Raw genomic sequence first — 17,579 nt, forward strand, 5'->3', positions numbered from 1 at the left:
CCTAGAGGCCGAGCTCGCGGCTCAGATCGATCATGCGCTCCACCGCCAGCCGGGCCTTCTCGGCCACTTCGGCCTCCACTTCCACGGCGCCTTCCATCGTGTGCAGTGCGTAGAGCACTTTCTCCAGCGTGATCTTCTTCATGTAGGGGCACATGTTGCAGGGCTTGGCGAAGTTCACGTCGGGCAGTTCGTCGGCGATGTTGGAGGCCATCGAGCACTCGGTGACGAGCATCACCTCCTGCGGGCGGTTGTCTTCCACCCATTTGATGATGCCCGAGGTGGAGCCGGTGAAATCGGCCTCGGCCACCACGGCGGGTGTGCATTCGGGGTGGGCGATGATCTTGGTTTCAGGCTGAAGCTCGCGGTAGGCGCGCAGGTCCTCTGCGGTGTAGAGCTCGTGCACGATGCAGGAGCCGGGCCAGTAGACGACCTTTTTCTTCGAGAGGTTCGCCACGTTCTGCGCCAGATACTGATCGGGAGCCATGATGACGGTGTCGGCCTCCATCGCGTCCACGATCTGGACCGCGTTGGCGGAGGTGCAGCAGATGTCGGAGGCGGCCTTCACCTCGGCGGTGGTGTTGACGTAGCTCACCACCGGCGCGCCCGGATATTTCGCGCGCATCTCCGCCACACCTTCGGCCGTGATGCTTTCGGCCAGCGAACAGCCGGCGGCCATGTCGGGCATCAGCACCGTCTTGGAGGGATTCAGGATCTTGGAGGTCTCGGCCATGAAATGCACGCCGCATTGCACGATGACCTCTTCCTCGACCTCGGTCGCCTTGATGGCGAGCTGGAGCGAGTCCCCCACGAAATCGGCGATGCCGTGGTAGATCTCGGGCGTCATGTAGTTGTGCGCGAGGATCACCGCGTTGCGCTCTTTCTTGAGCCGGTTGATCTCGATCACGTAGGGGGCGTAGATCGCCCAGTCCGCGGGCGAGACCACCCGCTTCATCTTCTCGTAGATGTCCTGTGTCGCCTCTGCCTTCTCGATGGACGGGGCGAGGTCGTAATGCTTGGCCAGTTCGGCACCGGCTTGGCTCAGATCCAGCACGCGGGGGCCCTCCTATGCGCGTTCGGGGCTTTCGCTTATCCGCTTCGGGGCGGCGAGGCTACATCAAACTGCCGGATGGGCACGTTTCGTCGCGTTTTTCCCGCGAAAACTGACCTTTCGGACAAATTCCCGGGCCGTGCCGTGGCCATGTCCGAGGTGGCAGGGCGCGGTTCTGGGCGCGGTTCTGGGCGCGGTTTCAGAGCCCCGCGTCGGGGGCCTTCGCCCGCGGGTGGATGGGGCGGGCCTCCTCGCCGAAGGCATCGGGCAGCACCCGGCTCATCAGGCTCACGAGGAAGGCGGTGGAGACGCCGAAGGTCAGCAGCCCGGTGACCGAAGCGAAGGCGCCGAAGATGCGGTGGCCGGGGTCGAGCACGATGTCGCCGTAGCCCAGCGTCGTGTAGGTGACGAGCGAGAAGTAGACGGCGTCGGTCATCGTTTCGATCGCCCCCATGTGGCGCAGCGCGAAGGCCCAGAGCCAGACCTGCACCGTGTGGGCGAGCACGAGGAACAGGAAGGAACCGCCCACCAGAAGCGAGAGGCGCAGCATCGGTCGCAACCGCTGCACGCGGTGGCTGATGTGGATCGTCACCGGCACCGCCCAGACGATGAACGTCACGTGGATGACGGCGCAGGCGGCCAGAATGGCGGAGCCCCAGACCAGTTGGTTCAGCATCGGTGCGCCCTTTCCCTCGGCGTGCGTGTCTGCAGGCTGCCACCCTATGGGGGCGCGGCGCCGGGCTCAAGCCGGCTGTTCCGGCGCCCGGGCGGGCGGAGGGAAATGGGCGGGTGACGGCGTTGATGAAAACGATTACATTGACGGGAAAACCACGACTGCGGGAGGAAGGCATGGCACGCAAGGCACTGATCACCTGGGGGGGCTGGGAAGGCCACGAGCCGGAAAAGGTCGCGCAGCTGTTTCGCGGGATGCTGGAGGCGGAAGGCTTCGAGGTCGCCGTCCACGATACGCTGGCCTGCCTTGAGGACGCAGAGGCCCTGCGCGGGCTGGATCTGATCGTGCCGGTCTGGACGATGAGCGAGATCGCGAAGGAGTCGGTTCAGAACGTCTCGGAGGCGGTGGCGCGCGGCACCGGGCTGGCCGGGGTGCATGGCGGCATGTGCGATGCCTTCCGTGGCAATACGCTCTGGCAGTTCATGACGGGGGGCAACTGGGTGGCCCATCCGGGCGGCGACGGCGTGCGCTACCGGGTGAACATCGCCAACTCCACCTCGCCGCTGGTGGCGGGGATCGCCGATTTCGAGGTGGAGAGCGAACAGTATTACCTGCATGTCGATCCGGCGGTCGAGGTGCTGGCGACCACGCGCTTCCCCGTGGTGACATGGTATCACAGCCCGAACGGCCCGGTGGACATGCCCGTCGCCTGGACGAAGCGGTGGGGGCTGGGGCGCGTCTACTACAACGCGCTGGGGCATCAGGCCAACGTGATCGATCACGGCCCCGCGCAGGAGATGATCCGCCGCGGGCTGCTCTGGGCGGCCGACGGCAAACAGGCCGCGGCCGGCGCGGATGTCGCCCGGTTCCAGGCGCCCGGAAACCACACCTGAAGGGGCGAGGCTTCGGCAGGAAGCCGCCACCTGTGGCGCGGCGCGCGCAGCGCCGCCCGAAACCCCGGCCCAACCCCGGCCCACCGCTTGACCTTTCCTCCGGCTTTCGCGCAGGGTGCCGCCGAACGCGCACCCCGACCTGCGCGCCCTGAGCAGGAGCACAGCCTTGGCCGGCACACCGCCCCCCTTCGCCCGTTTCGAATGGATGATCGCCTGGCGCTACCTGCGGGCCAAGCGCGCCGAGGGCGGCGTCAGCGTCATGACGTGGATCTCGCTCGTGGGCATCACGCTTGCCGTCTTCGCGCTGATCGCCACGCTGGCGGTGCGCTCGGGCTTCCGCACCGAGTTCGTGGACACCATCCTCGGCGCCAACGCCCATGTGACCGTCTACAACGCGATCGAGGTCACCGAGAGCGGCGCAACCAGTCGGACGATGGCGGACTACGCCGAGAAGGCCGAAGCCGTGCGCGCCGTGCCCGGCGTCACCCGCGTCGCGCCGCTGGTGAAGGGCCAGGTCATGGCCAACCACCGCAACAGCAACACCGGCGTGATCGTGTTCGGCATCGCGGAAGAGGATCTCCTCGGCATCCCGCGCGTGGCCGACCCGGAGAACGGCGAAGGCGACATCGCCCGCTTCAACGAGGGCGTGGCCATCGGCTCCGGCGTGGCGCGCGAACTGGGGCTGATGCTCGGGGATTCCATCACCTTGATCTCGCCCAACGGGGTGCGGACGGCCTTCGGCACCAGCCCGCGCGTGAACGTCTACGAGGTTGTCTACGTCTTCACCGCCGGCCGCTACGACATTGATTCCACACGCGTCTACATGCCGTTCGCCGAGGCGCAGAGCTATTTCAACCGCGAGGGCGTGGCCGATGAGCTGGAGGTCATGGTCGAGGATCCGGAAGCCATCGAGAAGCTGCTGCCCGCGATCGTGGAGGCCGCCGGGGAGCGCGCCCTCGTCTGGACGTGGAAGGATGCCTCGGGCTCCTTCCTGCGCGCGCTCGACGTGGAAGACAACGTGATGTTCATCATCCTGTCGATCCTCGTGCTCATCGCCTCGATGAATATCATCTCGGGCCTCATCATGCTGGTGAAGAACAAGGGCCGCGACATCGGCATCCTGCGCACCATGGGGCTGACGGAAGGCTCCATCATGCGCGTCTTCTTCATCTGCGGCGCCTCCACCGGCTTGATCGGCACGCTTGCGGGGGTGATCCTCGGCTGCCTCTTCGCGATCTACATCGATCCGATCTTCTCGGCGGTGAACTACGTCGCCGGCGGCGGCGTCTGGGATCCCTCGATCCGCGGCATCTACCAGCTGCCGGCCGAATTGCGCCTCGGCGACGTGCTCTCGGCCATCGGCCTGTCGCTCTTCCTCTCCTTCTTCGTGACGCTCTTTCCCGCCCGCCGCGCGGCGCGGATGAACCCGGTGGAGGCGCTGCGCTATGAGTGAGGCCATTCTGGAACTGTCGGGCGTGACGAAAGCCTACAAGCGCGGCGAGGCCGGTGAGGTGCAGGTGCTGCGCGGGGTCGATCTGGTGCTGAAGCCGGGCGAAGTGGTGGCGCTGGTGGCGCCCTCGGGGGCCGGAAAATCCACGCTGCTGCACATCGCCGGGCTGCTCGACACGCCCGACGCCGGCGAGGTCCGCGTGGGCGGGCAGGCGATGCAGGGCCGCAGCGATCGCCGCCGCACGGCCGTGCGGCGCGCCGATCTGGGCTTCGTCTACCAGTTCCATCACCTTCTGCCGGAGTTCACCGCCGCCGAAAACATCATCCTGCCGCAGCTCGCCAACGGCGTTTCCCGGACCGAGGCCGAGGCCCGCGCCGAGAGCCTGCTGGCCCGCGTCGGGCTTTCCCAGCGCATGGAGCATCGGCCGGCGGCCCTGTCGGGGGGCGAGCAGCAGCGGGTGGCCTTCTGCCGCGCGCTGGCCAACAGCCCGCGCGTGCTGCTCGCCGACGAGCCCACCGGCAACCTCGATCCGGGCACTTCGGACCAGGTGTTTGCCGCGCTCATGGATCTGGCCGCGGGCACCGGCCTCGGGGCGCTGATCGCCACCCACAACCTCGATCTGGCAGCGCGCATGGACCGCGTGCTGCGGCTCGAGGGCGGGCGGCTCGTGCCGGCGTAAGCCTTTCTTAAAGGCCCTGCCGCAGACTGGCCCCCGATTCTAACGGAGGCTGATTGCCGTGAAACCTGTCCGTCTTGCCGCCAAGGCCGGTTTGATCGCCTGCGCCTTGGCCCTCTCAGGTCTGGCCCTGTCCGGCCTGGCGCCGCCCGGCGGGGCGCTGGCGCAGGGCACCACGCCGCAGGAGCGGTTCTGGATCCTCTGGGAACATATCGAGCAGGTGGGCACGGACTGTCCGGGCGGGAAGAACTGCGAAACAAGGCGCAGCTACACGAGCCGGCTGTTCGAGCCCGCCGACAGGGAAGGGGTCTACCGCCTTTTCGGGTTGCTGGATCTGCACGCCGCCAAGCGCGGGCAGGCCGCCGAGCACCCGGAGGCGCCGCGGATCTGCCAGCACAACGATCCCGAGGTGATGCTCGGCTTCGACCCGGAGCGGCTGCGCCTTTCGGAAAAGATCGATGCGCTCGCCGGCCTGCCTGGCGTCTACGTCAACCTGCGTGGGCTGAAGGCGCCCGAGGGATATGAGGGCGATTTCGGCGGCAAGCTGCAGGCCGCCTTCGAGAGCCGCTTCCGCAATGCCGGCATCCGGCTTCTGAGCAAGGAGGAGGTGGAGCGCACGCCGGGCCAGCCCAAGCTCAACGTCTACTTCAGCCGTACCAACCCCGACACGGGCTGCTGGTTCTCCGTCTTCGCCAGCCTCAGCCAGACCGTCCTGCTGACGCGGGACATCCGCACCAAACTCGTTGCCGGCACCTGGGCGATGTCCTCCGGGCGGTCCGCCAGCAACCCCGACATCGGCGAATACGATGCCATCCTGCGCGTGGCCGATGCCTTCGTGCGCGACTACCTCAAGGCCAATCCCGGCGCCGGAGGCGGCGGCTAGACTGGGCGGGGCGCTGCCCGGGATGGGCGCATGCCCGTTGCGCCGCTTTCGTTGCCACGGGGGCTCTCTGCCGCTAGGCTGGTGAAATCACGGGATTTCATCCTTGGGAGGGTGCAATGGGAGTTCGCAGAACGATCGCGGCCGGTCTGGCGCTGGCCATGCTTGCCGGGTGCAACGTGGCCGTGGGCACGACGGGCAGCAACGGCACCGGCGTTGCGGTGAGCACGAATGTCGGCGCGCGCGGCGGCACCTATGTCACCCGCAACGGCTTCACGGCCATCCCCGATCCGCAGGTGCCGGGCCAGTTCGAGATCCTGGCCGCCGGGCGCTCCGGGGCGGCGGACTACTGGTGCGCGGCCGGCGACTACATCGCCATGGGGCTGGGGCGCGGCGGAAACACGCGGATCTATCTCTCCCGCCCCGAGGGTGCCAGCCGCTTCGTGGCCGGGCGCAAGGCCGCGACCTTCACCTACGCGCCCAGTGCGGAGCTGGTGGCCACCGGCGAAGCCCTGCCCGAAAGCTACAACTTCTCCGTCAAGCGGGTGGGCGAGAACCGTCACGCGGCGGCGAGCCAGACGGCCTGCCGCCCGATCAACCCCTTCTTCGACTGACGCTTCGGCTCAGCTCGTCCCGCCCGGCGCCGCGCAGGCCGGCGGCCGGCCGCGCAGGGCAGCCTTCAGGGGCGTATAGGCGACGCAGGCGAACTGCGCCTGCGCGCGCGTGGCCGGCGCGGTATGCCCGGCCCAGGACGCGATGCTCGGATCGGCGGCCCAGAGATTGGCGAAGAGGCGGCCCGGAACGCGCGGCAGGGGCCTTCCCGGGCCTTCCTCGATCACCAGCAAGACGCGGCCCTCGGCCTCCCAGGTGATCCGGCCGGGCTCCCAGGTGAAGGCGAAATGGTGAAACCCCGCGGAGGCGTCGAAGCCGAGGGGGATGCGCCGGCTTTGCAGGTCGCCGTCCACGAACCAGGCCGCGTGCAGGTGATCGGGCGATTGCCCGAGGATCTCGATGTCGATCTCGTCGTGGCGGCTGCCGTAGGCGGGGCCGGTGTAGGTGAAGAAACCGGTGACGAGCCCCGTCCCGCCGGCCGCGCGCAGCACGGCCTCGTAGCGGCCGTGCCCGGTGGGCGCATCGCGCCGGATCGAACCGCCGGAGAAGCGATTGCCCGGCCCTCCGCGGGGCAGGAGATCCAGCGTGAGCCCGCCGGCGATCCGGACGTTGGCCCGGCGCCAGTCGGTATCGAACGCGGGGTGGCTGAAATCATATTCCGCGATGTGCCAGCCCGGGGCGGAAGCGCGCTGGAAGCGTTCGGTGAATCCCGCGGCCGCCGCGATGCCCTGACGGCCGGCGGCTTCCAGGGCTGCCGGCCCTGCCGCGAGCGGCGCAGCCAACCCGGCCACCAATGTGCCCGCTGCGCAGGCCAGGCGCCCCACCATCATGTCCCTCCCGGCCGCTCCAGCCTTGGTTAATTTTCGTTAACCTTAACGATACGCGGGGTCCGGGCCGGGCGAAAGGGAATGGTTAATTTTTGGTTAACGATGATTTTGACCCCTGCCGGGCGGCGCGGCGCTTGCGGCGCAGGGTCGCGAAACTTTGCCGCCTTTGCCGTGGACGCCCGCCCGGCCGCGCCGTAGAGTTGTCGCAACGCCATTTCCAGCCCAAGGGAGCGCCCCGATGAAAGCCCTTCTCACCGCCGCCGCCGTGTCCGTCCTCGCCCTTGCGGGCTGCAACACCTCGGGTTCGAATGGGAACGTCTTCCTGTCGCAGAACTCTCTGCAGGTGCTGCCCAACCCGGCACGCCCGGTGGATTTCGAAGTGCTGAAACAGGCGCCCAACGGGGCATCGGACTACTGGTGCGCCGCCGGGGATTACGTCATGCGCCGGCTTGGCGTGTCTCCCACCGCCCGCGTCTACCTGCGCAAACCCTCCGGCCCGGCCGAGTTCCGCTCCGGCCGTCAAAGCGTCGGCTTCACCGTGGATCCCAGCCCCGAGCTGCGCCAGCGCGCCGATCTGCTGCCGGGGCGCCTCGCGATGTCGATGACGCGGGTTGGCGAGAACTGGGGCGCGGAACACGCGCGCTTCACCTGCCAGACCCGCAATTCCATGCTGCAGTTCTGACGCGTGTGGCAGCGGGGCTTCGAGCTGCGCACCTCCGGTGCGGGGCTCTACGAATTCACCGATGACGTCCGGCACTTCGTGTCGGAGGCGGGGTGTGACGCCGGGCTGCTCACCCTGTTCGCGCGCCACACCTCCTGCTCGCTGCTGATCCAGGAGAACGCGGACCCGGAGGTGCAGGGCGATCTGCAGGCCTTCTTCCACCGCCTCGTGCCGCCCACGAGCGATCCGTCCATGGCCTACCTGCGCCACACCTACGAGGGCCCCGACGACATGCCCGCCCACATCAAGGCGGCGATGATGCCGGTCAGCCTGTCGATCCCGATCGCGGGCGGGCAGATGGTGCTGGGCACATGGCAGGGCATCTACCTCTTCGAACATCGCACGGCCCCGCACCGCCGCCGGGTGTTCGGCCATATCTGCCCCTGAGCGCCGCTGCATCTGGGGGTGGCATTTGCCCTCTACCCAAACTGTTGGGTAGCGCCTATAGTGCCTGTGGATAACTTAGAAATCACTTCAAGGGAGAGGCCATGCGCTGCCCGTTTTGCGGTAATATTGACACCCAGGTGAAGGATTCCCGCCCGGCGGAGGATCATGTGGCGATCCGGCGGCGGCGCTTCTGCCCGGCCTGTGGCGGGCGCTTCACCACCTACGAACGGGTGCAGCTGCGGGATCTCGTGGTGATCAAGTCGAACGGGCGGCGCGAGGATTTCGACCGCGACAAGCTGGAGCGCTCGATCCGCATCGCGCTGCAGAAACGCCCGGTCGAACCGGAGCGGATGGACCAGATGATTTCCGGCATCGTGCGGCGTCTGGAGAGCATGGGCGAAACCGATATTCCGTCCAACACGATCGGCGAGATCGTGATGGAGGCCCTGGCCCGGATCGATACCGTGGCCTACGTGCGGTTTGCCAGCGTCTACAAGAATTTCCAGGCCGCGGACGATTTCGAGGATTTCGTCCACGAGCTGCGCCCGCCGACACAGACGGAAGAATAACCCGATGGACAACCGGTTCATGCGGCTCGCGCTTACTCTGGCGGCGCGGGGCCTGGGGCGGTGTTGGCCCAACCCCGCCGTCGGCTGCGTGATCGTGAAGGACGGCCGCGTCGTCGGGCGCGGCTTCACCCAGCCGGGCGGGCGGCCCCATGCCGAACGCGTGGCGCTGGCGCAGGCCGGCGCGGCGGCGCGCGGCGCCACCGCCTACGTGACGCTGGAGCCTTGCGCCCACCACGGCAAGACGCCGCCCTGCGCCGAAGGGCTGATCGAGGCCGGTGTGGCCCGCGTGGTGAGCGCGCTGCAAGACAGCGATCCCCGCGTGGCCGGCAAGGGCCATGCGATGCTGCGGGCCGCCGGGATCACCGTGGAGACGGGCGTGATGGCGGAAGAGGCGCGCGCCGCGAACCTCGGCTTCTTCCTCAAGGTCGAGCGGCAGCGCCCGATGGTGACGCTCAAGCTGGCCAATTCCTTTGACGGCCGCATCGCCACCGCCACCGGGGAGAGCCAGTGGATCACCGGCCCGGCGGCGCGGCGCCTCGTCCACGCCGAACGCGCCTGCCATGACGCGGTTCTGGTGGGCGGCGGCACGGCGCGGGCGGATGACCCTTCGCTCACGGTGCGCGGGCTGGGCATCGCGCATCAGCCGGTGCGCGTGGTGGCCTCGCGGCGGCTGGATCTGCCGAGAACCGGTCAGTTGGCGCGCACGGCGCGCGACGTGCCGGTGTGGCTGCTGCACGGCCGGGATGCAAGCCCCGAGGATGTATCGGCGTGGCAGGCCCTTGGTGCGGAAACGATCGAGGTGCCGGTGGCGGCCAACCGCGAGCTTTCGGTTGCGGAGGCGCTGGCGGCGCTGGCGGGCCGCGGCCTGACCCGCGTGTTCTGCGAGGGCGGAGGCGCTTTCGCCGCCTCCCTGCTCAATGCCGATCTCGTGGACAGGCTCGTTGGGTTCACCGCGGGTGTCGCCCTCGGGGCGGAGGGCCGGCCCTCGCTCGGGGCGATGGGCGTCGAGCGCCTCGCCGAGGCGCCGCGGTTCGCCCTGAAGGAGGTGCGCGCGGTCGGTGGCGACGTGATGCACGTCTGGGAGCGCGCGGCGCCGGCCACCTGAGCCTGCCGGGCCGGAGGGGCGGGGCGCGCCCTGCCTAGCGCCAGAGGTGGGCCTTGCCGGCAAGGAGCCCCTGCAGTTTCGAAAGGCTTCGGTTGAAGGGCCCCGGCCGGGGCACCGCGCCGCTTTTCAGTCGCTCCACGATCACTTCGGGCGGGCAGGGCAGGCCGGTGACCGGATCGCGGTAGCGCGGATAGTCGATCAGAGTGGCATGGACGAGCCCGGCAAGGGAGGGGCGGGCACTGCGGCGGGCGGGCACTTCGCCCAGGTCGCGGGTCAGGCCCCAGCCGGCGTAGAAGGGCGTGCCGAGGCAGGTGACGGGCACGTCGCGGAGCAGCGCCTCGAAACCCAGAAGCGATGTCATCGTCCAGACTTCCTGCACCTCTCCCAGCAGGGCAACCGGATCGGCCCCCCGCAGCACGGCATCGGCCAGCCCGGCCAGGTCCGCTTCGGGCACGGCGCCGGGGCGCAGCCCGGCCTCCACGTCGGGGTGGGGCTTGTAGAGGATCACCGCGCCGGGATTTTCGGCGCGCACGGCCTGCAGCAAGGCGAGGTTCGTTCCGACGGCCTGCGTGCCGGTGCGGATCGAGGCGTCGTCTTCCACCTGTCCGGGGACGAGGATCCGGTGCCCCTCGGGCAGCGGCGGCAGGGAGGCGCCTTCGAGATTGTATTTGCTCAGGCCCGCGGCGAGGATCGCGCCCCGTAGCGCCTCGGCCCGCGCCAGCGCGGCCGGGGGCAGGGCATCGGCATCCGCGATCAGCCGCTCAAGCCGGCTTTCGCGGCGCGGGTCGTAGTAGATGCCCAAGTCGTCCAGCACCAGCGAAAGCGGGGGCACGAGTTCCGCGCCCAGCCCGCGCGAGCGCAGGAAGCCATCCTCTACGCGCCACAGAGGCACGCCTTCGATGTTGGCCTGCGTTTCAAGCTCCGCCGTCGCCTTGCCGGCCCAGTACATCAGCCGCCCGCCCCGGCGACGGGCCTGGGCCAGCGCCTCCTGCGGAGCATCGCGGAATCGGACGGGCGCGTAGGTGCCGAAGATCTGCTGGAAGGGGCGGCGCTTCCAGAGGCGGATGCCGGTGCCGATCCAGCCGGCACGATCCTCGCGCCACTGCCGCGCGAGGGCGGGCAGGGTGGCAAGCACCTCCTCCAGCGCGCAGAGCCTGTCGCCGTAGGGATCATACCAGCGCGGATAGAGCAGCATCGCGCCCGCGTAGAGCTGGGCGCGGGTCAGCTGGCGGCTGCGGCGGGGCACGGGCATCCTGTCGTCGGTCAGGCCCCAGCCCGCGTAGAAGGGCTGCCCGAAGACGACCGGGCGATGGCCGGCGTAGATCGCTTCGAAGCCCAGCAGGGAGGAGACCGTGTAGACGGCGACGGCGCCCTGCATCAGCGCCCAGGGCGATACCGGTTCCGTCAGCAGGCGGACGCGGTGGGAGGCGTCGCGTTCATCGAAATGCCCGGCGCGGTGGCCGGCGGCCGTTTCCGGGTGGGTCTTGACGTAGACCGGCAGGCCCGGGTGCTCGAGCTGCGCGGTGACGAGCATGTCGCGGAAGGTGGCGACATCGGCGCCGCAGGCGGTGAGGGAGGCATCGCCGCGGGTCTGGTCCAGCACCAGCACGTAGGGAGAGTCCGGCACGCCTGCCGCCGGATCGAAGGCATTGTACTTGGACAGATGCGCCTGCATCTGCAGCGCGATGCAGGCGCGTGCGCGATCGAGCAGGGCGGTGTCGTCCAGCGGATGGGTGGCGAGTAGGGTTTCCAGATCGCTCGGGGTGCGGCCGTCGAAGTGGACGCCGGTTTCATCGAGCACCAGCCCCAGTGGCGGCTCCCCGGAGCGCCCCGGCAGCACCGAGCGCAGGAAGGCATCTTCCACGCGCAGGATCGGGTTGCCGGTGCGGGTCGCGACGCCCTCGCCCCGCGGGGCGGTGGGGCTCTGGCCCCAGACGCCGACCCAATCCTGCGGCCCCGGCTTGCCGAGGCGGACCCGGTAGCCCGAGAGCGCCAGGATGCGTTTCACGCGGGCATTGGTGAGAAAGCCGCCGTTGTAAACGAAAAGCCGCCGGGGAGTCGCGTCCCCGGCGGCGTCTGGATCACGGATGGGCGTCAAGGCCTCAGTTGGCCAGCGTCGAGAGCGAGGCCGTCGTGTTGATCGGCCCGACGATGGCGTTGAGCGATTTCTGCCAGCGCACGTAGGGGGCTTCGGTCACGTAGAGGGTATCGTCCTCGCGGATCACGAAATCCCGCGCCATGAACATGCCGTTGGGCTCGGTCAGGTTGAGCACGTAGACCATGCGTTGCGCCCCTTGCAGATCATTGCGGCCCAGCACCGTGTTGGCGATTTCGGCCGGCTCGTTGCGCATGATGAACACGCCGGTGGGATCGGCGAGGTTGGAGTTCAGCCCGCCCACGAGCGCCAGCGCCTCGATGGCCGAGATCGTCTGGGATTCGAAAGGCACGCGGCTCTGCGCGCCGGTGGCTCCGAGCACGGTGAAATCACGCTGGTCTTCCTGCACTACGATCCTGTCGCCGTTGCGCAGGGCGATGTCCATATGGGGGTTCTTGTAGAGATCGGTGAGCCAGATGCGCTCGGTCTTGCCGCCGCGGATCACGTTGATCTGCGTGATCTCCAGCTCCGAGGTGATCCCGCCGGCCTGCGCCAGCATCCCCGACAGCGTGCGCGAGGGGCGCTCGATCGGGTATACGCCCTGCGCCGCCACGTCCCCGACCACGGAGACGGTGGAGCCATCCCCGGCGGCGCGCACGATCAGCACCTGCGGATCGGGGGTCTGCGTGTCGAGCTTCTCGGTGATGATCTTGCGCAGCGCTTCAGGCGTGTTGCCGGCGGCGCGCACGCGGCCCGCGTAGGGCACGAAGATGTGGCCGGAGCCATCCACCTGCACTTCCGACAGGAACGTGGAGTTCACGCCTTCCTGGCCGAGCAGCGGAACGTCGCTGTTTTCCCAGATGGTCAGGGCCAGCGTATCGCCGGGGCTGATCGTATCGGAGCCCAGAACGCCTGCGTTCTGGAAGGCCTCGGAGAAGCCGAGCGCCGGCACGAGCGAGGTGGCCCGCGTGACGCGATCGTTGACCGTCACGATGAAGGCGTCCCCCTGCCGCTGGACGGAGCCTTCGTAGATCTCTTCCTTGCTGGGGCCGGAACGTGGGAGCGAACACCCCACGAGGCTTGCAAATAGCAAGCAGAATGCCGCTGCGCGAGCGACGCTGGACGCCACACTTTTCACGGTTGGGCTCCTCGATTATGAACACTGCCTCAAGTTTTTTTTGTAAACTACGAGAATCCCGTTCAAAAATCCAGCGCCGAGATTGCGGCGCTCAGGTGACGATCCGCAACTGTTGCCGGGGAGCCGCTTTGCCGGATTTCAGCGCATCATAGGGATCCTGCGGGGCGAGCATCAGATCGACGATCTGGCGCAGCAGCTGGCGCCGCCCCCGGCTGGAGTAGAACCCGCCCGCAACCTGCGAGGTTTCCAGCAGGTAGTCGCGGTAGTCGCGGTAGGCGCGCGTGTCGGGCCGGGCCGGTGCGGCGAAGAATTCCGCCAGCGGCTGGGTCGAGACGAACTCGGGCTTGGCATAGACGGCATCGCCGAAGACCTTCAGCGGTAGGCCCCGCCACAGCACCTGCTGGGCCGCGGTGGAATTGACCGTCACCGCGCTGCGGGCGTGATCGAGCAGCTGCGCCAGCTTGCCGCCACGCACGTAGTGCACCCGCCCGGTGACGTCATGGGCGCGGGCGAGCTCCTTGATCTGGCGCCGAATCGGAACCTGCCCGTTTTCCAGCGGGTGGGCCTTGAACACCAGGTGGTGGTGCCCGGGCGCGCCCTCCGCGAACCCCTCGATCACCAGTTCGAGGAACTCGCTCATCGAGGAAAACGGGCTGTGCATCTGGAAGCTGGAATCGTGTTCGAGCTGTAGCAATGCAAGGTGGTAGGGGAAGCCCCCCGTCTTGATCCGCGTGGTGGAGATCACCCGATCCGCCCAGAGCGCCGGCATCAGCAGCAGCCGGCGGAAATAGAGCTGGAATTCCCGCGTGACCGGCAGGGCGCGGTGGGGGCGGAAATTGCGATACTCGCCGTTCCGCAGCATCACGAAGTAATGGTAGAGCGCCCCGTAGAACACGTGCTGGCGCATGTCCCCCCAATGGGCAGGCGCCTCTGGCACGTCCACGTCGGAGTGCGCGAGCGCCTCCTGCATGGAGGCCACCGTCATCTCCATCAGGCGCGAATTGCCGTTGCTGCCACCGCGTTCGTAGGTGATCCAGTAAGGCCGCAGGTAGCCTTCCTCGAAGACATGGACGGTGACGCCGCGGGCCTTTGCGATCTTGATGGCCTGCGCGTGGATGGGGCGGGTGTCGCCGTAGAGCGCGATGTCGGTGATCTGCTTCTGGGCCAGAAGCGCGGTGAAGCGCGCCGGCCACTGGTCCTGGGAGTCGCGGAAGGGAATGTAGCTGTCCGCGTCGAACCAGAAGGCGCGGTCGCCCTGGTTGAACCCCACGCGCCAGACCTCGGCCCCAGCAAGCCGCAGCATCCGGCCCAACTGGTGGAAGAACGGCCCGTGCGGCCCCTGCAGGAATAGAAACCTGCGATCGGAAACGAGGTTGCGTCCCATGGTCCCTCACACGGCGCGCGGCTGCACCCGCATTGCGCCCTCACAAAAACACTTACCCAACCGGGATCATCCCGACCAGAATGAACGATCAAGCGGGCGGAAATAAGGCGGTGATCGTGCATCAATCCTGCATCAATCAGGTGTATTGTTCCGAAATTCCGTCGCGTTGGCGGTCCGGCGCCCCCTTGCGTCAACTGGGGGGAGCCGCTACGTCAGGCCCAGATTTCTGCCCCCGGGAAAAGGAGCGCCCATGTTCACGGGTATCATCACCGATGTCGGCACCATTCTGGAGCTTGAGCAACGCGGCGACCTGCGCGCGCGCATCGGCACGGCCTATGCCGCCAGCGGCATCGATCTCGGCGCCTCCATCGCCTGCAACGGCGTCTGCCTCACGGTGATCGCCAAGGGCGACAGCCCGCAGAACTGGTTCGACGTGGAGATCAGCGCCGAAAGCGTGGCGAAAACCAACATCGGCACGCCGGGCTCCGGCTGGGCCCTCGGCGGGCGGCTCAATCTCGAACGCGCCCTCAAGGTGGGCGACGAACTGGGCGGCCATATCGTGTCGGGCCACGTGGACGGCGTGGCCGAGATCATCGAAACCCGCGACGAGGGTGACAGCACCCGCTTCACCTTCCGCGCCCCGGACGAGCTGGCGAGGTTCATCGCGCCGAAGGGCTCCGTGGCGCTGAACGGCACCTCGCTCACCGTGAACGAGGTCGAGGGCAGCACCTTCGGCGTCAACATCATCCCGCACACCAAGCAGGTCACCACCTGGGGCACGGCCAAGGCCGGCGACGTGGTGAACCTCGAAATCGACACCATGGCCCGCTACGTGGCGCGCCTTCGCGAATGGGGCAGCAAATGAGCGCCGAATACCATGATGCGATCTCCCCGATCGAGGAGATCATCGAGGACGCCCGCAACGGGCGCATGTTCGTTCTCGTCGATGCCGAGGACCGCGAAAACGAGGGCGACCTGGTGATCCCCGCGCAGATGGCGACGCCGGAAGCGATCAACTTCATGGCCACCCACGGCCGCGGCCTGATCTGCCTGACGCTCACCGAGGAGCGGATCGACGCGCTGGGCCTGCCCCTGATGGCCAACTACAACTCCTCGCGCCACGAAACCGCCTTCACGATCTCGATCGAGGCCCGCGAAGGCGTCACCACCGGCATCTCCGCGCACGACCGTGCCCGCACCGTGGCCGTGGCCATCGACGCCAGCAAGACGGCGGCCGACATCGCCACGCCCGGCCATGTCTTCCCGCTGCGCGCGCGCGACGGCGGCGTTCTGGTGCGTGCCGGCCACACCGAGGCCGCGGTGGACATCAGCCGGCTCGCCGGGCTCAACCCCTCGGGCGTGATCTGCGAGATCATGAACGAGGACGGAACCATGGCGCGCCTGCCCGATCTCGTGGCCTTCGCACAGCGCCACGGGCTGAAGATCGGCACCATCGAGGACCTGATCGCCTACCGCCGCCGCCACGACAACCTCGTGGAGATCTCCGCCGATCACCCGATCACCTCCGAGTTCGGCGGCGAATGGCAGATGAAGATCTTCACCGACAAGACGATGGGCGCCGAGCACATCGCGCTGATCAAGGGCGACATCACCGCCCCCGGCCCCGTCCTGACCCGCATGCACACGCTCGACCCGCTGCTCGACATCGTCGGCACCGGGCCCAAGGGGCGTGCCGGCGAGTTCGGCGACGCCATGCGCGAAGTGGCCCGCGAGGGGCGCGGCGTGGTCGTGCTGCTGCGCGATCTGCACATGAAACTCGAAAAGGACGACGTGGTCTCCTCCAACACGCTCAAGCAATACGGGCTGGGGGCGCAGATCCTCTCCAACCTCGGGCTCTCCGAGATCGTCCTGCTCACCAATTCGCCCAAACCCAAGGTGGTCGGGCTCGAAGCCTACGGGCTGTCGATCACCGGCACCCGCAAGATCCCGATGGAGCGTGACTGATGGCCGGAATTTCCCACTACGTGCTCGCCCGCCCGAGCTTCGACAAGCCGGTGAAACTGCTGATCGTGGTGTCGCCCTACTACAAGGAGATCGCCGATGATCTCGTGGCCGGCGCAACGGCCGAGATCGAGGCCGCCGGCGGCAACTGGGAGCTCGTCGAAGTGCCCGGCGCGCTGGAGATCCCCACCGCCATCGGCATCGCCGACCGGCAGGCCAACTTCGACGGCTACGTGGCGCTGGGCTGCGTGATCCGCGGCGAAACCACCCATTACGAGACGGTCTGCAACGACTCCTCCCGCGCGATCCAGCTGCTCGGCCTGCAGGGCCTCTGCATCGGCAACGGCATCCTGACGGTGGAGAACGAGGCCCAGGCCATCGTGCGGGCCGCCCCCGATCAGCAGAACAAGGGCGGCGGCGCGGCGGCTGCGGCCTTGCATTTGATCGCGCTTTCGCGCAAATGGGGCGCCCAGACCAAAGGCATCGGATTCCGCCCGCAGGGCGAAGAGATCCGCATCGCCGAGAAAAGCAGCGGATCCACGACAGCATGAGCGCCAAAGCCGATCAGAAACGCCAGATGAAATCCGCCGCGCGGCTCTATGCCGTGCAGGCGCTGTTCCAGATGGAAAGCTCGGGTCAGACCGCCGAGAAGGTGATGCGCGAGTTCGAGGATCACCGCTTCGGCGCGCAATACGAAGAAGGCGAGATGATCGAGGGCGATGTCTCCCACTTCCGCTTCCTGACGGACACCGCCGTCAACTACCAGGCCCGCATCGACCAGATGACGGACCGCGCCCTCGTCGCGAAATGGCCGATCGACCGGATCGATCCCACCCTGCGCGCCCTGTTCCGCGCCGCCGGCGCCGAACTGATCCAGGGCGACACCCCCCCGCGCGTGACGATCACCGAGTTCGTGGACGTGGCCAAGGCCTTCTACCCGGAAGGCCGCGAGCCGAAGTTCGTCAACGCCGTGCTCGATCACATGGCCCGCGAAGCCAGGCCCGAAGCCTTCTGAAAGGTGCCCCGCGCGGGGCCCAACTTTGTTCCTGAAAATATCCCCGCCGGAGGCAGGAAACCGGCGCCGCCTGCGGCGCCGTGCACCCTTGGCAGACGGGCCCGGCGGCCTATCCTTCTGCGTGTTGATCATTGCCGGAGGGTC

General features: G+C 68.1%; 19 protein-coding genes. 13 read left to right on the forward strand and 6 right to left on the reverse strand.

What is annotated here, in order from left to right; all coding sequences use genetic code 11:
• Position 1: 1 nt before the first annotated feature.
• Together nadA and PSA7680_RS07295 are read right to left on the reverse strand one after the other, a co-directional pair.
• Positions 2-1,051, reverse strand: a complete 1,050-nt coding sequence (nadA, locus tag PSA7680_RS07290) for a quinolinate synthase NadA (RefSeq protein ID WP_085868015.1) — start codon at positions 1,049-1,051, stop codon at positions 2-4.
• 196 nt (positions 1,052-1,247) lie between these two features.
• A complete protein-coding gene (locus tag PSA7680_RS07295; RefSeq protein ID WP_085868016.1) occupies positions 1,248-1,724 on the reverse strand; it encodes a potassium channel family protein in 477 nt (158 codons plus the stop codon).
• A gap of 173 nt (positions 1,725-1,897) precedes the next feature.
• On the opposite strand from PSA7680_RS07295, the gene PSA7680_RS07300 reads away from it, so the two are divergent.
• The 5 genes from PSA7680_RS07300 to PSA7680_RS07320 all read left to right on the forward strand — a co-directional run bounded on the left by PSA7680_RS07300 (position 1,898) and on the right by PSA7680_RS07320 (position 6,234).
• Positions 1,898-2,614, forward strand: coding sequence for a ThuA domain-containing protein (locus PSA7680_RS07300; RefSeq protein ID WP_085868017.1), 717 nt, complete (start codon positions 1,898-1,900; stop codon positions 2,612-2,614).
• Between the two features lie 166 nt (positions 2,615-2,780).
• Positions 2,781-4,067, forward strand: coding sequence for a lipoprotein-releasing ABC transporter permease subunit (locus PSA7680_RS07305; protein ID WP_085868018.1), 1,287 nt, complete (start codon positions 2,781-2,783; stop codon positions 4,065-4,067).
• Positions 4,060-4,743 carry an ABC transporter ATP-binding protein gene (locus PSA7680_RS07310; protein ID WP_085868019.1) on the forward strand — a complete coding sequence of 228 codons (684 nt, stop codon included), beginning with the start codon at positions 4,060-4,062 and terminating at the stop codon, positions 4,741-4,743. Before PSA7680_RS07305 ends, PSA7680_RS07310 begins: the two co-directional genes overlap by 8 nt.
• 58 nt (positions 4,744-4,801) lie before the next feature.
• The gene (locus tag PSA7680_RS07315) at positions 4,802-5,623 is read left to right on the forward strand and encodes a hypothetical protein (RefSeq protein ID WP_139838576.1); all 822 of its coding nucleotides are present in this window, start codon (positions 4,802-4,804) and stop codon (positions 5,621-5,623) included.
• 116 nt (positions 5,624-5,739) lie between these two features.
• Positions 5,740-6,234, forward strand: a complete 495-nt coding sequence (locus PSA7680_RS07320) for a hypothetical protein (protein ID WP_085868021.1) — start codon at positions 5,740-5,742, stop codon at positions 6,232-6,234.
• 9 nt (positions 6,235-6,243) lie between these two features.
• Here PSA7680_RS07320 and PSA7680_RS07325 read toward each other — a convergent pair whose 3' ends face one another.
• Positions 6,244-7,062 (reverse strand): family 16 glycosylhydrolase, encoded by an 819-nt coding sequence (locus PSA7680_RS07325; protein WP_085868022.1) that lies wholly within the window; start codon positions 7,060-7,062, stop codon positions 6,244-6,246.
• A 235-nt stretch (positions 7,063-7,297) separates the two neighbouring features.
• Here PSA7680_RS07325 and PSA7680_RS07330 point away from each other — a divergent pair, with 235 nt between their 5' ends.
• From PSA7680_RS07330 to ribD, 4 genes are all read left to right on the forward strand, one after another.
• The gene (locus PSA7680_RS07330; protein WP_085868023.1) at positions 7,298-7,741 is read left to right on the forward strand and encodes a hypothetical protein; all 444 of its coding nucleotides are present in this window, start codon (positions 7,298-7,300) and stop codon (positions 7,739-7,741) included.
• A 3-nt stretch (positions 7,742-7,744) separates the two neighbouring features.
• The gene (locus PSA7680_RS07335) at positions 7,745-8,167 is read left to right on the forward strand and encodes a secondary thiamine-phosphate synthase enzyme YjbQ (RefSeq protein WP_085868024.1); all 423 of its coding nucleotides are present in this window, start codon (positions 7,745-7,747) and stop codon (positions 8,165-8,167) included.
• A 101-nt stretch (positions 8,168-8,268) separates the two neighbouring features.
• Positions 8,269-8,736, forward strand: a complete 468-nt coding sequence (nrdR, locus tag PSA7680_RS07340; protein WP_085868025.1) for a transcriptional regulator NrdR — start codon at positions 8,269-8,271, stop codon at positions 8,734-8,736.
• 4 nt (positions 8,737-8,740) lie between these two features.
• Entirely contained in the window at positions 8,741-9,841 is a 1,101-nt protein-coding gene (gene ribD / locus PSA7680_RS07345) for a bifunctional diaminohydroxyphosphoribosylaminopyrimidine deaminase/5-amino-6-(5-phosphoribosylamino)uracil reductase RibD (protein ID WP_085868026.1), read from the forward strand.
• Positions 9,842-9,875: 34 nt separating this feature from the next.
• Here the strand turns inward: ribD and PSA7680_RS07350 are convergent, their stop codons facing one another.
• From PSA7680_RS07350 to PSA7680_RS07360, 3 genes are all read right to left on the reverse strand, one after another.
• Entirely contained in the window at positions 9,876-11,939 is a 2,064-nt protein-coding gene (locus PSA7680_RS07350) for a capsule polysaccharide biogenesis protein (protein ID WP_139838577.1), read from the reverse strand.
• 4 nt (positions 11,940-11,943) lie between these two features.
• Complete coding sequence (locus tag PSA7680_RS07355) at positions 11,944-13,029, reverse strand: polysaccharide biosynthesis/export family protein (protein ID WP_245824509.1); 1,086 nt, start codon at positions 13,027-13,029, stop codon at positions 11,944-11,946.
• Positions 13,030-13,165: 136 nt separating this feature from the next.
• Positions 13,166-14,458, reverse strand: a complete 1,293-nt coding sequence (locus PSA7680_RS07360; RefSeq protein WP_085868028.1) for a capsule polysaccharide biogenesis protein — start codon at positions 14,456-14,458, stop codon at positions 13,166-13,168.
• Positions 14,459-14,708: 250 nt separating this feature from the next.
• Between PSA7680_RS07360 and PSA7680_RS07365 the strand changes: the two genes are divergently transcribed.
• The 4 genes from PSA7680_RS07365 to nusB are packed head-to-tail and all read left to right on the forward strand — an operon-like array spanning position 14,709 to position 17,435.
• Entirely contained in the window at positions 14,709-15,323 is a 615-nt protein-coding gene (locus tag PSA7680_RS07365; RefSeq protein ID WP_085868029.1) for a riboflavin synthase, read from the forward strand.
• Positions 15,320-16,423, forward strand: coding sequence for a 3,4-dihydroxy-2-butanone-4-phosphate synthase (gene ribB / locus PSA7680_RS07370; protein ID WP_245824511.1), 1,104 nt, complete (start codon positions 15,320-15,322; stop codon positions 16,421-16,423). The genes PSA7680_RS07365 and ribB overlap by 4 nt, the downstream gene beginning before the upstream one ends.
• Complete coding sequence (locus PSA7680_RS07375) at positions 16,423-16,971, forward strand: 6,7-dimethyl-8-ribityllumazine synthase (RefSeq protein ID WP_085868031.1); 549 nt, start codon at positions 16,423-16,425, stop codon at positions 16,969-16,971. The genes ribB and PSA7680_RS07375 overlap by 1 nt, the downstream gene beginning before the upstream one ends.
• On the forward strand, positions 16,968-17,435 hold the full coding sequence (gene nusB, locus PSA7680_RS07380; protein WP_085868032.1) for a transcription antitermination factor NusB: 468 nt from the start codon (positions 16,968-16,970) through the stop codon (positions 17,433-17,435). Before PSA7680_RS07375 ends, nusB begins: the two co-directional genes overlap by 4 nt.
• The last annotated feature ends 144 nt before the right edge of the window (positions 17,436-17,579 follow it).

Origin of the sequence: Pseudoruegeria aquimaris (assembly GCF_900172235.1) — a bacterium.
GTDB lineage: Bacteria > Pseudomonadota > Alphaproteobacteria > Rhodobacterales > Rhodobacteraceae > Pseudoruegeria > Pseudoruegeria aquimaris.